The sequence below is a fragment of the Paenibacillus azoreducens genome (assembly GCF_021654775.1).
Classification (GTDB): domain Bacteria; phylum Bacillota; class Bacilli; order Paenibacillales; family Paenibacillaceae; genus Paenibacillus_AQ; species Paenibacillus_AQ azoreducens.
Genome location: NZ_AP025343.1, coordinates 153,405 through 167,521, shown reverse-complemented (window position 1 = coordinate 167,521; position 14,117 = coordinate 153,405). Strand labels below are relative to the sequence as shown.

The window sequence follows — 14,117 nt, the reverse complement described above, 5'->3', positions numbered from 1 at the left end:
TACCGGATTTTGCAGCATCAATTCAAATGCTTTTTTTTACGTCGATCGACGTTTAGATATAAGAAAGTATAAACCTCAAGAGGTTCACCCTTATATTGCAAGAAAAATTTCCACTAAACGTGTTCTGTCTACTGTGAAAATACTTCGATAAGTATTTTTCTTTAGATATAAGACTTCCATGCCGCTTCGCGGCACCACTGATGGATGAAAATTTTGTCCATACTGCTACTATGGCTGGCGAAGGTAGGTCGTACTTTCTTGGTGTCTCGAACCCGTATATAAGACGGACCACAACGACCCGGTGCATCGCAGATTGTTGCTCCTTCGGGAAGCACGCAGGGCAGAATAACCCTTTTTGGTAGTTGCACCAGCCTTAAAATCACCCAGTCGTAAGGAGAAGTACGTATGGAAGTGTTAATCGAACGTTGCTGCGGTCTGGATGTTCACAAGAAGAGCATCACCGCCTGCATTATCACCCCTCAAGGAAAGGAGATTCGAACATTTGCTACAATGACCCGAAACCTGATTGAATTGGTAGACTGGGTCAAACAACACCGTTGCACCCATGTCGCGATGGAAAGCACCGGAGACTACTGGAAACCGATATATAACCTGTTGGAATTGGAAGAACTCAAGCCCATGGTCGTGAATGCGCAACATATTAAATCTGTCCCTGGACGTAAAACGGATGTCAAGGATGCTGAATGGATTGCCAAGCTGCTGCGGCATGGTTTGGTGCAAGGAAGCTATATTCCGGACCGAGATCAAAGGGAACTGCGAGAGGTGATTCGTTACCGGCGAAGCATTATTGAAGAACGAACGCGTGAAGCGAATCGGCTTCAAAAGGTGCTCGAAGGCGGCAACATCAAGCTATCCTCAGTCGCTTCCAACGTACTCGGGGTTTCCGGACGAAACATGTTGGAAGCCATAATTAACGGTGAAACCGATGTTTCTGTCTTGGCCGATTTCGCCCAAAAGAAACTAAAGCTGAAGAAAGAACAGTTGAAACTGGCGCTGGAAGGGCGACTTGGCCCTCATCAACTGCTCATGATCGAGAAGCAGCTCGCTCATATCGATTATCTGAACGAATTGATCACCGAATTGGATACAGAAATCGATAAACGTATGGACCCTTTTGCTGAGGACCTGAAGTTATTGGATTCGATCCCCGGTGTCGGTAAACGAACTGCCGAACAAATCTTGGCAGAGATCGGTACGGACATGTCGCGGTTTCCAACCCCTGGCCATTTATGTTCCTGGGCAGGGATGACTCCAGGTCACGATGAAAGCGCGGGGAAGAAAAGGTCAGCCAAAACACGAAAAGGAAACAAAAAACTGCGAAGTGCCCTAACTGAGGCGGCGCGGGCGGTGACACGTAAAAAAAATTCGTACCTGGCAGCCCAGTATCATCGTATTGCTGCACGACGCGGAAAAAATAGAGCCGCAGTCGCCGTAGGACATACCATTCTAACGATCGTACATATCTTGTTAACGCGAAAACAAGAATATGTGGAGCTTGGCTTTGATTACTTTGATAAGCGAAAGCGTGACATCTTGATTAACAACTCGATTAAGAGACTAGAGTCCCTTGGACTTACAGTCAGCATTCAAGAACAAACGGCTTAAGCGGTTCAAACCCATTTTTTAAAAAAGCAAGTTACTGGGGTTAGTTTCGTATTGCCAAAAACGGCTTTTCTAACGATACTACGAGCTGATAATTTTCAGGGCAGAAAGTTTAGGCTATAGAAGTCCACATCCTTATATCGCAAGAAAAATTTCCGCTAAAAGCGGTCTGTCTACTGTGAAAATACTTCGATAAGTATTTTTCTTATTGAACCGAACGTTTTTTGAAAATAAACCGGTCCACCGACAGCGATCCCGGTCCCTCGGCAAGCAAGTACACCGAAATCATCATCAAGGCCAGATCGAGCTCATAACCAGCAGTCTCGTTATTGCCCAAAAGGCCCACGGACAATTTCACGGTAACAATGGCGCCCAGCATCAAAACGACAAACAAAGCCGAAACTACGCGGGTGAACAATCCAAGGATCAGCATAGCGCCGCCGACCAATTCAATAATCGCCGCCACATAAGCCATAAATCCAGGAACTCCTATAGAGCTGAACCAACCTTCTACATTGACCAGACCCATTTGGAATTTGCTGATTCCATGCGCCATGAAAATCACGCCCAGAACCACGCGCAATAAAGTCTGCACCCATGTATGTTTAATCATAAAATCATCTCCATTCCAAAAATATTAGTAATAATAAAATAAATTTTATATGAGTAATTTATATCATTCCCTACTGGAATGTCAATAGGAAATTTGTTAATATTAATATTAAATTAGTATTACAAATATTTCGAAGGAAGCGTGAAGCTTATGGACATCGGCTCCAACATCCGTGCGATCCGGAAACGGAAAAATATTACGATTGCCCAAATTTGCGAGGAAACAGGCCTGTCCCAAGGTTTTCTGAGCCAAGTGGAGACGAATAAAACCTCGCCCTCGATTGCCACGTTGGAGAGTATTGCACAGGCGCTCAAGGTCCCTTTGGCCTATTTGCTGCTGAAAAAGGAAGAACGGATGCAAATTGTCCGGAAGGATGAACGGAAAGTCACCGTATTCAACGGTTCGGAGAAACTGAAGGTGGCGCATCTGAGCTCGACCAAAAACGTAAAAATGATGATGGTCGAAATGCCTCCCGGCGCCTCTACCGGCGAAACGCCCCATGCCCACGAAGGCGAAGAAGTGCATATGTTGATTCAGGGCAAAGTTTTTGTGCAGCAGGGGGAGGAAACGGCGGAAATCAATGCGGGAGATTCTTTTTCATGGAATGCCTGCACACCCCATTCGGTTAAAAATATCGGGGATGAAACAGCCATCGTTGTGATCGCGGTGTATACGGAAACGGATCAGGGACGAAACCTATTGTAAATGCGCCAATCCTTATCCAAATAAGAATAACCCGAAAAACCGGTTTCTCTTATATATCAGGATGTTGCAAAATCCTAATATAAAAGGAGCACGTGCTTTCGGGTTTTATTTTTGCTGTTTTTTGCATTATATATACTCTTCGTCTATCAATGAAATTTTATATTTTCCTTGTGAATTTAAAATCTACTGTTTATGATAATGTTGTCGAAATAAGTATTTTCCTGCCTTGTGAGCTCAAATCTATCAAATGTTATCTTGACCGGATATGAGATTCCGCAAGATACATCCAGGCGGTTGTACCTTATTTCATACATAAAATCCATAGGATGGTGTATCCATGATCATTCAACGTAACATCGTGCTGTCCATTATTTTAACTCTGGTCACTTGCGGTATCTACGGGATCTACTGGTTTATTGTTCTAACCAATGAAGTCGGCGTCCTGAGCAGAGACGACTCCTTTACCGGAGGCAAACATTTCCTGCTATGCTTAATTACTTGCGGTATCTGGACATTCATTTGGGCTTATCAAGTCGGCCAACATGTCGCCCACGCCCAAAGAATACGCGGCCACATCATATCCGACAACTCCATTCTTTATGTCATCCTCAACTTTTTCGGCTTAACCATCGTTACATACGCATTGGTTCAGAATGATGTCAATAATCTCGTACAAGAAGCTTAATCCCAAAAAACGTGCCCTTCTGCTGCGAGGCGCTCTTCTTGCTGCCGCAGGGCTGCTCTATCTAAAAGTATGGTTACCGTTAACCCATATTTACATCCCGTGCATCTTTCACGAACTCACCGAATGGTACTGCCCGGGATGCGGAATTACGAGGGCCGCTTTATCTCTGCTGAATTTGGATGTTGTTCAGGCATTCCGGTATAACGCCTTGGTATTCCTTCTGATTCCCTTATACGCCATATATTGGATTGCCAAGAAGAAACAAGCTAAGACCTTAAGCAATGGAATGATGGTACTCATGCTAATCCTGACTCTTGCATTTGGATTGATGAGAAATATGCCAATGTTTGATTTTCTGGCTCCGACGGAATTGTTGTAATTAAAAGCAAGATAACCCCACAAAGTCACCCGGACAAAGTGGAACCTATGCTACGATGCTTATCCCAAATACTTTGCGGGGGCCCAAAAAACATAATCTCAAAACGGGAATGCCCCAAAGTCTAATGACTTTAGAGCATCCCCGTTTTGTTAAGTGTCAGGCTTTTCGCGAAGCCCACAATGATTCCATTTCTTCGAGCGATTTTCCTTTGGTTTCGGGAATCACGCGCCATGTGAAAATAAAGGTAATCAGCGCCATGAGGCCGAAGCTCCAGAAGGTGATCGCCGGGCCTGCAGAAGCAAGCATCGGCGGGAAGGCCTGCGAAACAAGATAGTCCGCTGCCCATAGGGCCATGGAAGCAATCGCTGTCGCTTTGCCGCGAATCCGGTTCGGGAAAATCTCGGACATAACAACCCATACCACCGGTCCAAGCGAAACAGCAAAAGCTGCCACATAGATCAAAATAAAGATCAGCACAAGCGGTCCGGAAGTATGTCCTGTGTGGAAAGCGATGCCAATTACGGCAAGACAGATCGCCATTGCCGCAGATCCGACCAGCAATAACACTTTGCGCCCCACCTTATCGATAAGCCAGATCGCCAGAATGGTAAACAGGAAGTTGATCAGTCCGACAAAAATCGTCTGCATCAGGGCAGAGTTGGTTCCCGCACCCGTCTGCTTGAAGATTTCCGGCGCATAATACATAACGGCGTTGATACCCGTAACCTGTTGAAGAATAGCCAGTCCCACGCCCACGATCAGGGCCAGTCTCAATGCAGGGCTGAACAATTGGCGGATCGAGCCATTCTCCTCTTTAAACGACTCCTTAATGTCCAGCACTTCTTGTCTGGCGAGCTCTTCCCCGTGAATCCGCAGCAGGATCGGCAGGGATTCCGCCGCTCTGCCCTGTTTGATCAGCCATCTTGGGCTTTCCGGCACTAAAAACAGCAGGGCCAAAAACAATACGCCCGGAATAACTCCGAATCCGAACATCCAGCGCCAAGCTGTGGAAACATCCCAAGCATGATCGCCGAGATCGGCTATCCACATGTTGACAAAGTAAACAAGAAAGATACCCGTAACGGTTGCCAGCTGATTAAGCGCTACCAAACGGCCGCGATATTTAGCCGGAGCAATCTCCGCATTATAGAGCGGACAGAGCGTTGAGGTGATCCCGATGCCAATTCCGCCAATCATACGGGCGATAATAAATCCGCTGAATGTATCCGGTATAGCCGAACCAAATGAACCGATAATAAATAAAATAGCGGCTGCGATCAGCGTTTTCTTTCTGCCAAACTTTTCGCTTATTACGCCGGAGCTGATTGCACCGACGATACAGCCGATAATCAAGCTGGAAACCGCCCAGCCGACCTGAAATTCGCTTAAGTCGAAACGTTCCTTCATGAAGCCGACCGCGCCCGAAACAACGGCCGTATCAAATCCAAATAACAAACCGCCTAAAGCAGCGACAATGGAAACCAGCGTGACGAACTTCATGCTGACTTGCTGCGTGCTTTGCACTTCTATCGTTGAGCTCATCATCGGATGCCCCTTCTAAGCTATATTTTGTGTTTCATGCGATTACCGGCGCAATTATAACACCGGTGGTTACAACACTAATTGTAACATGGAGGGGCATCTTACTAATGGCCGAATCCCTTCACTAATTTGCGTTATGCCAGCATTTAATTGATTCTTGTTTTTCAGGCTCCGGCGTCGATCCGCAAATTAGCACATTTTCTCCTTCATATCTTAAAAAAGTCCATGCCGCGGCATGGACCTTCAATCTATTGAAGCTGCGCGCGGTACTCGGAAGGCGTTACTCCTGTGACCTTTTTAAAGACCCGGCTGAAATAATTGGGATCCTTATAGCCGACCGCATAGCAGACCTCTTTCAAGCTTAGCTCTCCATCCCGCATCATATCCTTCGCCTTGTCGATGCGAAGCCTGGTGACATAGTCGATAAAGGTTTCTCCCGTTTGCTGCTTAAACACTTTGCTGAAATAATAGGGGTTCAGATGAACCTGCTCCGCCACATCCTCCAGCGATAACTCTTCTGCGAATCTGTCGCGGATGTAAGCTATGGCCCGGTCAAGCATGTTCGATGTGCTTTGCTCACGTTCCGCGCGGATTTGGCGGATCGCAAGCTCCACATATGAAGATTCGCCGGCGGGAACGCCGTCAATCGGCAGCTGATCGGAAGCTTTCCCTGCTTCGTCCTTGTCCGCGATGTTCAAATCCTCAAAGCGGCAGATGCTTCCCCATTGATTGTCGTATTTGGAGGCAAAAACAGCCTCATAATAAGACCGCCTGATCCCGACTGTATCCGATTGCATAGAGCCGATCCCTACGGAAATAGTGACACCGCATTGCTCCTGAAGGGCTTCGGCCAACCTGGACGCCAGCTTTGCAGCTTCTTCCCTGATCGGTTCATCCGCCGCTTGTTTCTTCCCGATAAGAAATATGGCCATATGGCTATGAACCATCGAGCTGACCACGGAACCGCACCGCTCTTTCACGATGCCATGCGTCATGTTTTTAACCGCATCGTATATTTTCTTCTTCTCGTCTCCCAATTCCGGAAACGCAAGCACCAATGCGCAGCCTTTCTCCGCCGAAAGCTGTAAAATATCAGCCAAACCTTCAATTTCCGTCTCGTTCACCTGTTCCGACATCAGATGGAGCGCAATTTCCGTCTCGGCAAGCGGAAGCAATTGAAAGAACTGGTCCCGAACCGCCAGCTGCTCATTGCGCTTTCGACGGTCTTCCTTAATTTCATCGAGCAACCGCCTCAGCACCGCTGCGATCTGCTCCCTTTTGGCCGGTTTGACCAGATACTCCTGAACGCCAAGCGCTATCGCCTGTTTTGCATATTCAAAATATTCATACGCGGTAATCAATATCATTTTGACATCCGGGTTCCGGGCTTTAATTTCCTTCAGCGCCTCCAGCCCTTGAATCCCCGGCATTCTCACGTCCATCATCACGATATGCGGATGAAGCTCTGCTGCTTTCTGGATAGCCATACGGCCGTTTTCCGCATGAAAGATCTCAAAGGTACCCGGCATCATCCGGTTTACGATCCATTCGATGCCCTCCCGCTCCAGCGCTTCATCGTCCGCGATTAATAGGCGATACATATCCATCCCCCTTTCCCGCAGCAGGAATCCGTATCAGGACGGTTGTCCCTTTGCCCGGTTCGCTTTGAATGTCGACCATATCCTTTTTGTCATAAAATAACTCCAATCTTCTGAACACATTACGCGTTCCCAGCCCGGTAGAGTGCCCTTGGCCGCCGTATCCGCTCTCCTTCCGCACCGGTTCCTCGCGATCATAATGAAGCAAGGATTCCCTAATCTGTTCGTTCATGCCGGCTCCATTATCCGATATCGCCACCCATGTCTCATCCCCATGGCATGAAACGGCAAGCTTTATAACGGCCCCTTCCTCCATGCCTTCAATCGCGTGCACAAACACATTTTCAATGAGAGGCTGAAGCGTAAGCACAGGCACCAGCACGTCCAGTCCGGCTTCATCAATCTCCGTGACAAACCGGATCCGCTCCCGGAAACGGGCCTGCTGGATCACGAAATATTCTTTGGCATGCTCCACTTCATCCCGAAGCGGAACCGGCTGGTCCAGCTTGCGCAGATTATACCGGAGCAGATTGGACATGGAGACGGTAAGGTCGCTTGTTTTCTCTGCGCCTTCAATCAGTGCGAGCTTGGATAACACATTCAAGGAGTTGAACAGGAAGTGAGGATTGATTTGATTTTGCAGCACTTCCAGCTCGAGTTCCTTCACTAGACGGTCCTTTTCCAAACTCTCCTTTTCCGTTTGAATCAACAGCCGTAAATTCTCCTGCATGTGGTCGAAGGATTCGGCAAGAATCCGGAATTCGCTATGAGCGCTCATTTGGGGAGGGGCCACCTGCAGGTTGCCATCCGAAATTTGCTTCGCCGTCCGCACCAATTCCTGAATCGGCCGGGTAATCCGCAGCGATATCCAATATGCGAGCACCACGCTGAGCACCGTATTCAAAATAAAAACGGCCACGCCCCAATGATTCATAACCTCGGTCTGAACGAAAATTTTACGGTAAAACGGCTGGTAATAGCTCAGCTCCTGATCGATCAATTGATAGGCCTCTTCCTGGATGAAAGACGCCGTTGTCTCCGCCTCCCCGTAAGATGCGGCATAAGCGAGCGGCGTCCGGCTGCTTAAAGCCTTTATGATATCCGCTTCCTGCAACATAAACGTATCAAGCATATGGCGATAGCTCCGGACCATTAGCTCGGTGGATGAAATCGCTGTCTGAGCAGACAAGCTTGAACGAAGTTCCTTCAATTCATCGCTCTTTGTTTGATACGTCCCAAGGCTGCTATTATCGCGGTCCATGATATATACGTTGATCGCCCGAAGATTGTCGCGCGTTTTCTCTTCAATCTGTTTGTATAATAATACCCGATCCAGCATCATATTATAGCTTTGCTGTACCGTCCGTCCGCTTTGGAAAATAAAAAAAGACACCGCATTATTTAATATAAACAGCAGAGGAATCACAATGAACAACATTTTACGCATATTCATCGTTTGTTGTCCCCCGCTTCCTTCTGGCCGCGCTCCAAAACGTTCGTGCCAATCAAATATTTCGGAGAAGGTTGTTCTCCCCTGAACACTTGATCCAGCACATGAATAGCTTTGGCTCCAATCTCTATCGGCTGCTGCACAACCGAAGCCCGGATTTCTCCGCGGGAGATGCCTTTGCGGGTCATATCCAAATCATCAAACCCGTAAATCTTAACGTGGCCTTCCTTCCCGGCTGCTTTGACGCCTTCCAGAATGCCTGCCGCATCCAGGGCGCTGAATCCAATGATCGTGTCAATGTCCCCGTGGCTTGCCAACATGGCTTCCGCTTCTTTGGCTGCTCCAATGCGTGAAATGTTGGACGAACGGACATCAACAACTTGAAACCCCGGTACAGCCGAAACAACGGAACGGAAACCTTCAAGCCGCTGCTTCTGGTTGTCCGCCAATTCGCTGCCGATGATAACGCCGATTCGGCCGGATCCTTGGGCATTACTTAGCACCAGTTCCCCCATCCGCTTGCCCGCTTCCCGATTGTCCGTGCCGACGTAAGCAAGCCGGGGGCTTTCCGGTTCATCCGCATCGACCGTCAGCACAGGGATTCCCTGATCGATCGCTTTGCCAATCAGCCGGTCATAGTCCGAATTTCCGATGCCCTGCACCAAAATGCCATCCGGCTTTGCGGCAATCGCTTTTTCCAGAAGCCTTGCCTGTTCCGATGGATTGATCCGAATCGGCCCCGTATAATCGATTTTCATCCCCAGTTTGCCGGCAGCTTCATTCGCCCCCTGCTCCATCTCGCGCCAGAATGGGTTGTCCAGCTCCTGCGCGATCAGAACCACATGCTTAAGCGATGGATCTGCCGTATTGCTTTGTCCAATTTGCCATACCAAATCATCTACCTTGAGTGAGGAAGAGAGGAACCGGAGAAGTACGAATCCGAAAATAACAATGAGAACGATCAAAGCGAGCGACCATTTGCGGTTTGTCATGAAGGGCATCCGATCCTTTCTTTGTTGGTCTCGCACGCTGGCGTTTATTTTATTCATTCGAATAGTATATCATTAAGCTTGGACAAGTATTTTGCCATTCACAAAATTGCTATCATTCCAAAGAAACTTGCGGTGGAACCACAACCTGAAGTCTTCCGAACTGTTAGGTTCGCTTGAACGAAGAGGATGCATCCTTTATATGCAGTTAATGGGAAATAGTAAATATACCCCCAGTAATTCTCCTGTTACAGAGATTATAAAAAATACAGGCCAAATACCGCTTATTTGCTAAAGGAAATGAATTATTGCTTCAAGGAATAGAGAGGAAAGTAAGACAGATGTAAATCAACAAGAGAAGCCGAGGGATTTCAGTGAATGACAAAATAAGCAATGCCCATGATGAGCATTGCTTTGTTCTGTTCGATACTGGTTATCGGGCTATCGCTTTAAAATAGTGATACACCCGATTCAATTTCTTCTCATGTCTGCCCTTCGTGCTCTCCATGCTCCCAAATTCGAAAAACTTCACTTTTCGGATGCCCACGTATTTAAGCAGCGCTTTTCTCATGAGAATTTTATGCGCATTACCCAGCCAATATAAAGGATAGAGGGCAGGCCCTTTCATGGTGGATATACACACCGCGGATTTACCTTTCAGCAGCCCCTCCGGGAAGAGCCCACCATTGTCCCGATAGGCGAAATTCGATGCAAACATCTGGTCGATATACCCCAAAAGCATCGCGGGAGGACGCCCCCACCAAATCGGATACACGAATACGATTTTGTCCGCCCAGCGGATCTGCTCACGGTACTTCTCTAGCTTGGGATCGATGTGCATATCCCTTCTCCGCTTGTTCTCGTTAAAAACCAAGACCGGATCGAACCCCTCTTCATATAAATCAAGCACCTGAACATCCGTGATATGCGCGTTCTCGCGGCTCCCCTGGATGACCTTCTGCAAAAAAGCATAACTTAGGCTCCGATGATTAGGATGCGTATAAATCGTCAACACGTTCATGGCTTCACTCCCATTACTTATCATTTGATAACAAAACAGTATCACATCTTCATTTTAGTTGTCAAATGATAATTGTATATTGATAATTAGTTTGTTATTGTTTTAATATGAGGTGATTGTTATGGACAACGAAGCTTTATTTCATAAATTCGTGACTTTTACAACGGCCGTGCATGAAGTGACGCATGAATTGACCAAAGATATCAAGCCGGACGACATTACGCCCGTTCAATATAGCATTCTGGAGTATATCGCTGTCAGCCAGCCCGTTACCTTAAGCCAAATTAGCGACTGTAAGCATATTTCCATGCCGAATACGAGCCGTGAGCTCAAGAAGTTAACCGAAAAAAACCTATGCGAGAAATTTAACGTTGCCGAAGACCGGCGCAAGCAATTGATCCGACTCTCCGAAGCAGGGCAGACCATGATGGACGGCGCCTTTCAACGCATCGGCCGACGCTTTCTGGAACGGATCAAGGATGCTTCCTCAGAAGAACTGGAGGACATTCAACGGGCACTGGATGTGCTTCAATCCAAAGTATTTTATGGAGAGTAAAGGGGGTGTGATGACTTGGACAAAACATATTCCATTGGAGAAACCTCTAAAATGACCGGGACCAACGCGAAAACCATCCGGTACTATGACGAGATCGGATTGATCAAGCCTGCCGGGCTCCAAGCACAATCGGCAGGGCCACGGCGATTACGGAGTAAAACACAGCCAGCGACGCAATCAGAATGGCCCGTATTCGGGATGCTTTCTTTTTCACTTCCTTGGGTTTAAAAAAGCGCCTTAAAGCAAACATAACGATGGGGACGAGCGTCATCGCATAGATCGGAATCATCTGCCAGCGCATAACTTCGGCAAGTCCGTGCACCAGCTCGAGTATAATGGAAACCCCCGAACCAATGAGCAGCCCCCGCTGCGGCTTGTTCCTCGCAAGTATGACCCAGCCGAGCAATAGAATATTAAATATGGTAGACAATAATTCAAAAGACCTCATAAACCCTCCATTCTGTTCTGGCTGCTTGCTCGATCAAAGTATAAAAGTTCCCGTTACTGGAATTTCAACATCTATTTTTTCAATCCGTAAAAAAGAAAAAAAGCGGCAGTCCGGAACATGACTTTCACGTCCCAGGCTGCCGCTTCGTTTGAGCCTAATCCAAAATGGTTATTTTCCCGGTAATAACGCCTTTTTCGTCCCTGAAAAATTGCAGCGCTTTGTTGGTTTTACCGTCCCCGCTGAATTGAACGCTATCCGAATATCCCGTTTGGCCTTCCTTGAACAATTCGCTGGCCAAAATCTTGATGTGCCAACCATCGTAATCATAGATGATGTTTCCTTTATTGTCATAGCTCACTTTTTGGATCGATTCGGGAATGACCTTGCCGTTTGGTATTTTCCTCTTCAATTCTTCGATTTCGTTCGCCAAATTCGATTCATCATTGGAGGCTGCCGGGGCCGTTGCGGTTCCCGTTGACAGTTCCTTCAATAATTTCTCAAGATAGGCATCTGCCTTGGCATGGTCGGCTTTGGTTTTGTCCAAAGGCAGATCGAACACAATGGATGCTCCCTTGTAGCCTGCCTTGGGGCTTATTTTACCTGTGCCCTCATTAAAAGCGAAGGCGTCGTTGCTATAAAAACTGCTGCCGCTGCTGATCGCCAGATACGCTCCTCGGTCCGCGAACATTTCCACTCCGTCGCATTCAATTAATCTGTACATTATTCCGTCCAACACAAACTCGCTATAACCGCCATGCATCGTAACGATATTTACCAGCCACGGTTTCTCTCCCTTAATCAGAGGCGAAACGAAAAACGGTTCCTCGCCGTATTTCGGATCTTTAGTATCCGGCATCGGATGGCCGTCCTGTCTGGCAATGGATACAACGGCATACGTTCTCTCCGGATTGAAGCCTTGGGCAGTATCGGCAAATCCTTTAAGCCCCGAGCCTGAGACGATCCCGTGCAAAGTAAATCTGTAGCCTGCCGAATCGATCGTTTGGTTGATTTCAATAGCGTCCCGGCTATCAAAGGCTTGGGCCAAATCCTTCTCTCCCAAGTGTTCGACCACTTGCTTGGAATTAAACAACTGCGTGGCTGCATATGCCGTGAAAGACATGACAAGCGTGAATACGACAACCAGCACTCCTGCAGAAACCCTCTTTCTGTATACGCGCTTCATGCGTCCTCTCTCCTTTAACCCATTAATGATATTTTGGTTTAGCTTCTCGTCGGGCTCCGCTTCCGGAGCCAAAGCTTTGCTGAGCAGCAAGTCCCACTTTTCCGAATCATTCATAAAGACTCAACCTCCAATATCTTTTTCATGGCCTTCCGTGCTTGGAAAAGTCTGCTTTTCACGGTTCCCGGGGGAATCTTTAAAACCGACGCGATCTCTTCGACGGACATTTCTGCCGTGTAGTACATATAAAGCGGTATCCTCAACTTATCATTCAGGCTGTCAGCGGCATCGCGAATCATGCCTCGAAGCTCATCGGACAGGACGGCATTCTCCGGGCTTGCTTCTCCATCAGGAGGGCAGATCTTGTCCACTTCTTCTTTGAACTCCACTGTAGGCGCAATCCGGCGTCTCCAAGCAAATTTCCTCCGATTGTTTTTGCGCAATTGAATGGCGACGGATATTAGAAATGATTTGGGATTATGGCTTGCATCCATTTTGTGGAGCATTTCCATTGCTTTAAGGAACGTTTCCTGATAAAGATCGTCCGTGTCCGCCTTGTTTCCGGTAAGCTTGTGGCAAAACCCGTAAATCGCTTTGCCATGCTGCTTTACAAGATCGTTTAATTCATCGATTTCCAATGAGTTGCTCCTTTCTTTAAAATGATCTTCACTATGTATTGTCATGGGCTTTTAATTGGTTCACTTGCCTGGGGAATATTACAAAAAAATAAAGGGAGAGAATAATCCTTCCGTAACTATCTTTAATCTTAATAAAAAGCGGCATGCTTGGAACATGAATTACATGTTCAAGCTGCCGCTGTCGTTATTTTTGATCCTATTTGATTGCCAATGGCAACTCCCGGCCCACTCGATTCATCCTTAAGCTGAAACTAAGTTCGTGACCGAACGGCAATCCCCTCAGTCTTCTGGCACGCGAAACGACCGCAGGTAATTGTGAACGTCCTCCTGGGGCGTCTGAAGCAAACCCGAAAGCATGGACTTGATAGACTCCAACGATTGAATCTTCTCTTCAATCTCCTTGATCTTGCCCTGGACAAGCGCCTCCAACGTCTCTGCCTCCATATCCTGGCTCAGCATCTTTAGCGCTGCACCTATTTCCTTAAGCGAGTAACCAAGTGATTTGGCATCCTTAATGAACTTGATTTTCACTAAGTAATCATCGGTGTAGATGCGGTACCCGTTTTCTACCCGGCGGGGGGCGGGAAGGACGCCGCTTTCCTCATAATATCGGAGAGTTGCCATGCTCAAACCGGTTCGTTTGGCCAATTGGCCCCTTGTCATTCCTTTCACGCCCATCCCCCCAGCGGC

The 14,117-nt window shown here is 47.4% G+C and carries 15 protein-coding genes; 5 read left to right on the top strand and 10 right to left on the bottom strand.

What is annotated here, in order from left to right:
- The first annotated feature begins 405 nt into the window (after positions 1-405).
- On the top strand, positions 406-1,626 hold the full coding sequence (locus L6442_RS00825) for an IS110 family RNA-guided transposase (RefSeq protein WP_237100167.1): 1,221 nt from the start codon (positions 406-408) through the stop codon (positions 1,624-1,626).
- Positions 1,627-1,828: 202 nt separating this feature from the next.
- Here L6442_RS00825 and L6442_RS00820 read toward each other — a convergent pair whose 3' ends face one another.
- A complete protein-coding gene (locus tag L6442_RS00820; RefSeq protein WP_212979354.1) occupies positions 1,829-2,236 on the bottom strand; it encodes a DoxX family protein in 408 nt (135 codons plus the stop codon).
- 150 nt (positions 2,237-2,386) lie between these two features.
- Here L6442_RS00820 and L6442_RS00815 point away from each other — a divergent pair, with 150 nt between their 5' ends.
- The 3 genes from L6442_RS00815 (at position 2,387) to L6442_RS00805 (ending at position 4,005) form a co-directional block, all read left to right on the top strand.
- The gene (locus tag L6442_RS00815; protein WP_212979355.1) at positions 2,387-2,941 is read left to right on the top strand and encodes a helix-turn-helix domain-containing protein; all 555 of its coding nucleotides are present in this window, start codon (positions 2,387-2,389) and stop codon (positions 2,939-2,941) included.
- A gap of 337 nt (positions 2,942-3,278) precedes the next feature.
- A complete protein-coding gene (locus L6442_RS00810) occupies positions 3,279-3,626 on the top strand; it encodes a DUF4234 domain-containing protein (protein WP_212979356.1) in 348 nt (115 codons plus the stop codon).
- Complete coding sequence (locus L6442_RS00805) at positions 3,595-4,005, top strand: DUF2752 domain-containing protein (protein ID WP_336513156.1); 411 nt, start codon at positions 3,595-3,597, stop codon at positions 4,003-4,005. Before L6442_RS00810 ends, L6442_RS00805 begins: the two co-directional genes overlap by 32 nt.
- Positions 4,006-4,161: 156 nt before the next feature.
- Here L6442_RS00805 and L6442_RS00800 read toward each other — a convergent pair whose 3' ends face one another.
- The 5 genes from L6442_RS00800 to L6442_RS00780 all read right to left on the bottom strand — a co-directional run bounded on the left by L6442_RS00800 (position 4,162) and on the right by L6442_RS00780 (position 10,605).
- Positions 4,162-5,550 carry a sugar porter family MFS transporter gene (locus L6442_RS00800; protein ID WP_373871824.1) on the bottom strand — a complete coding sequence of 463 codons (1,389 nt, stop codon included), beginning with the start codon at positions 5,548-5,550 and terminating at the stop codon, positions 4,162-4,164.
- A 245-nt stretch (positions 5,551-5,795) separates the two neighbouring features.
- Positions 5,796-7,148, bottom strand: a complete 1,353-nt coding sequence (locus tag L6442_RS00795) for an AraC family transcriptional regulator (RefSeq protein ID WP_212979357.1) — start codon at positions 7,146-7,148, stop codon at positions 5,796-5,798.
- Positions 7,120-8,598 (bottom strand): sensor histidine kinase, encoded by a 1,479-nt coding sequence (locus tag L6442_RS00790; protein ID WP_212979358.1) that lies wholly within the window; start codon positions 8,596-8,598, stop codon positions 7,120-7,122. Before L6442_RS00790 ends, L6442_RS00795 begins: the two co-directional genes overlap by 29 nt.
- Complete coding sequence (locus L6442_RS00785) at positions 8,595-9,587, bottom strand: substrate-binding domain-containing protein (protein ID WP_212979359.1); 993 nt, start codon at positions 9,585-9,587, stop codon at positions 8,595-8,597. The genes L6442_RS00790 and L6442_RS00785 overlap by 4 nt, the downstream gene beginning before the upstream one ends.
- Before the next feature lie 430 nt (positions 9,588-10,017).
- Positions 10,018-10,605 carry an NAD(P)H-dependent oxidoreductase gene (locus L6442_RS00780; protein WP_194234635.1) on the bottom strand — a complete coding sequence of 196 codons (588 nt, stop codon included), beginning with the start codon at positions 10,603-10,605 and terminating at the stop codon, positions 10,018-10,020.
- Positions 10,606-10,726: 121 nt separating this feature from the next.
- Between L6442_RS00780 and L6442_RS00775 the strand changes: the two genes are divergently transcribed.
- Positions 10,727-11,161: a MarR family winged helix-turn-helix transcriptional regulator gene (locus tag L6442_RS00775; RefSeq protein WP_194234636.1), complete on the top strand. Its 435-nt coding sequence runs from the start codon at positions 10,727-10,729 to the stop codon at positions 11,159-11,161.
- A gap of 103 nt (positions 11,162-11,264) precedes the next feature.
- Here L6442_RS00775 and L6442_RS00765 read toward each other — a convergent pair whose 3' ends face one another.
- The 4 genes from L6442_RS00765 to L6442_RS00750 all read right to left on the bottom strand — a co-directional run bounded on the left by L6442_RS00765 (position 11,265) and on the right by L6442_RS00750 (position 14,099).
- Positions 11,265-11,609, bottom strand: coding sequence for a hypothetical protein (locus L6442_RS00765; RefSeq protein WP_237100447.1), 345 nt, complete (start codon positions 11,607-11,609; stop codon positions 11,265-11,267).
- Between the two features lie 154 nt (positions 11,610-11,763).
- Positions 11,764-12,906, bottom strand: a complete 1,143-nt coding sequence (locus L6442_RS00760; RefSeq protein ID WP_212979361.1) for a hypothetical protein — start codon at positions 12,904-12,906, stop codon at positions 11,764-11,766.
- Positions 12,903-13,427, bottom strand: coding sequence for an RNA polymerase sigma factor (locus tag L6442_RS00755; protein WP_212979362.1), 525 nt, complete (start codon positions 13,425-13,427; stop codon positions 12,903-12,905). The genes L6442_RS00760 and L6442_RS00755 overlap by 4 nt, the downstream gene beginning before the upstream one ends.
- Positions 13,428-13,706: 279 nt before the next feature.
- Positions 13,707-14,099 carry a MerR family transcriptional regulator gene (locus tag L6442_RS00750; protein WP_212979363.1) on the bottom strand — a complete coding sequence of 131 codons (393 nt, stop codon included), beginning with the start codon at positions 14,097-14,099 and terminating at the stop codon, positions 13,707-13,709.
- Between the last annotated feature and the right edge of the window lie 18 nt (positions 14,100-14,117).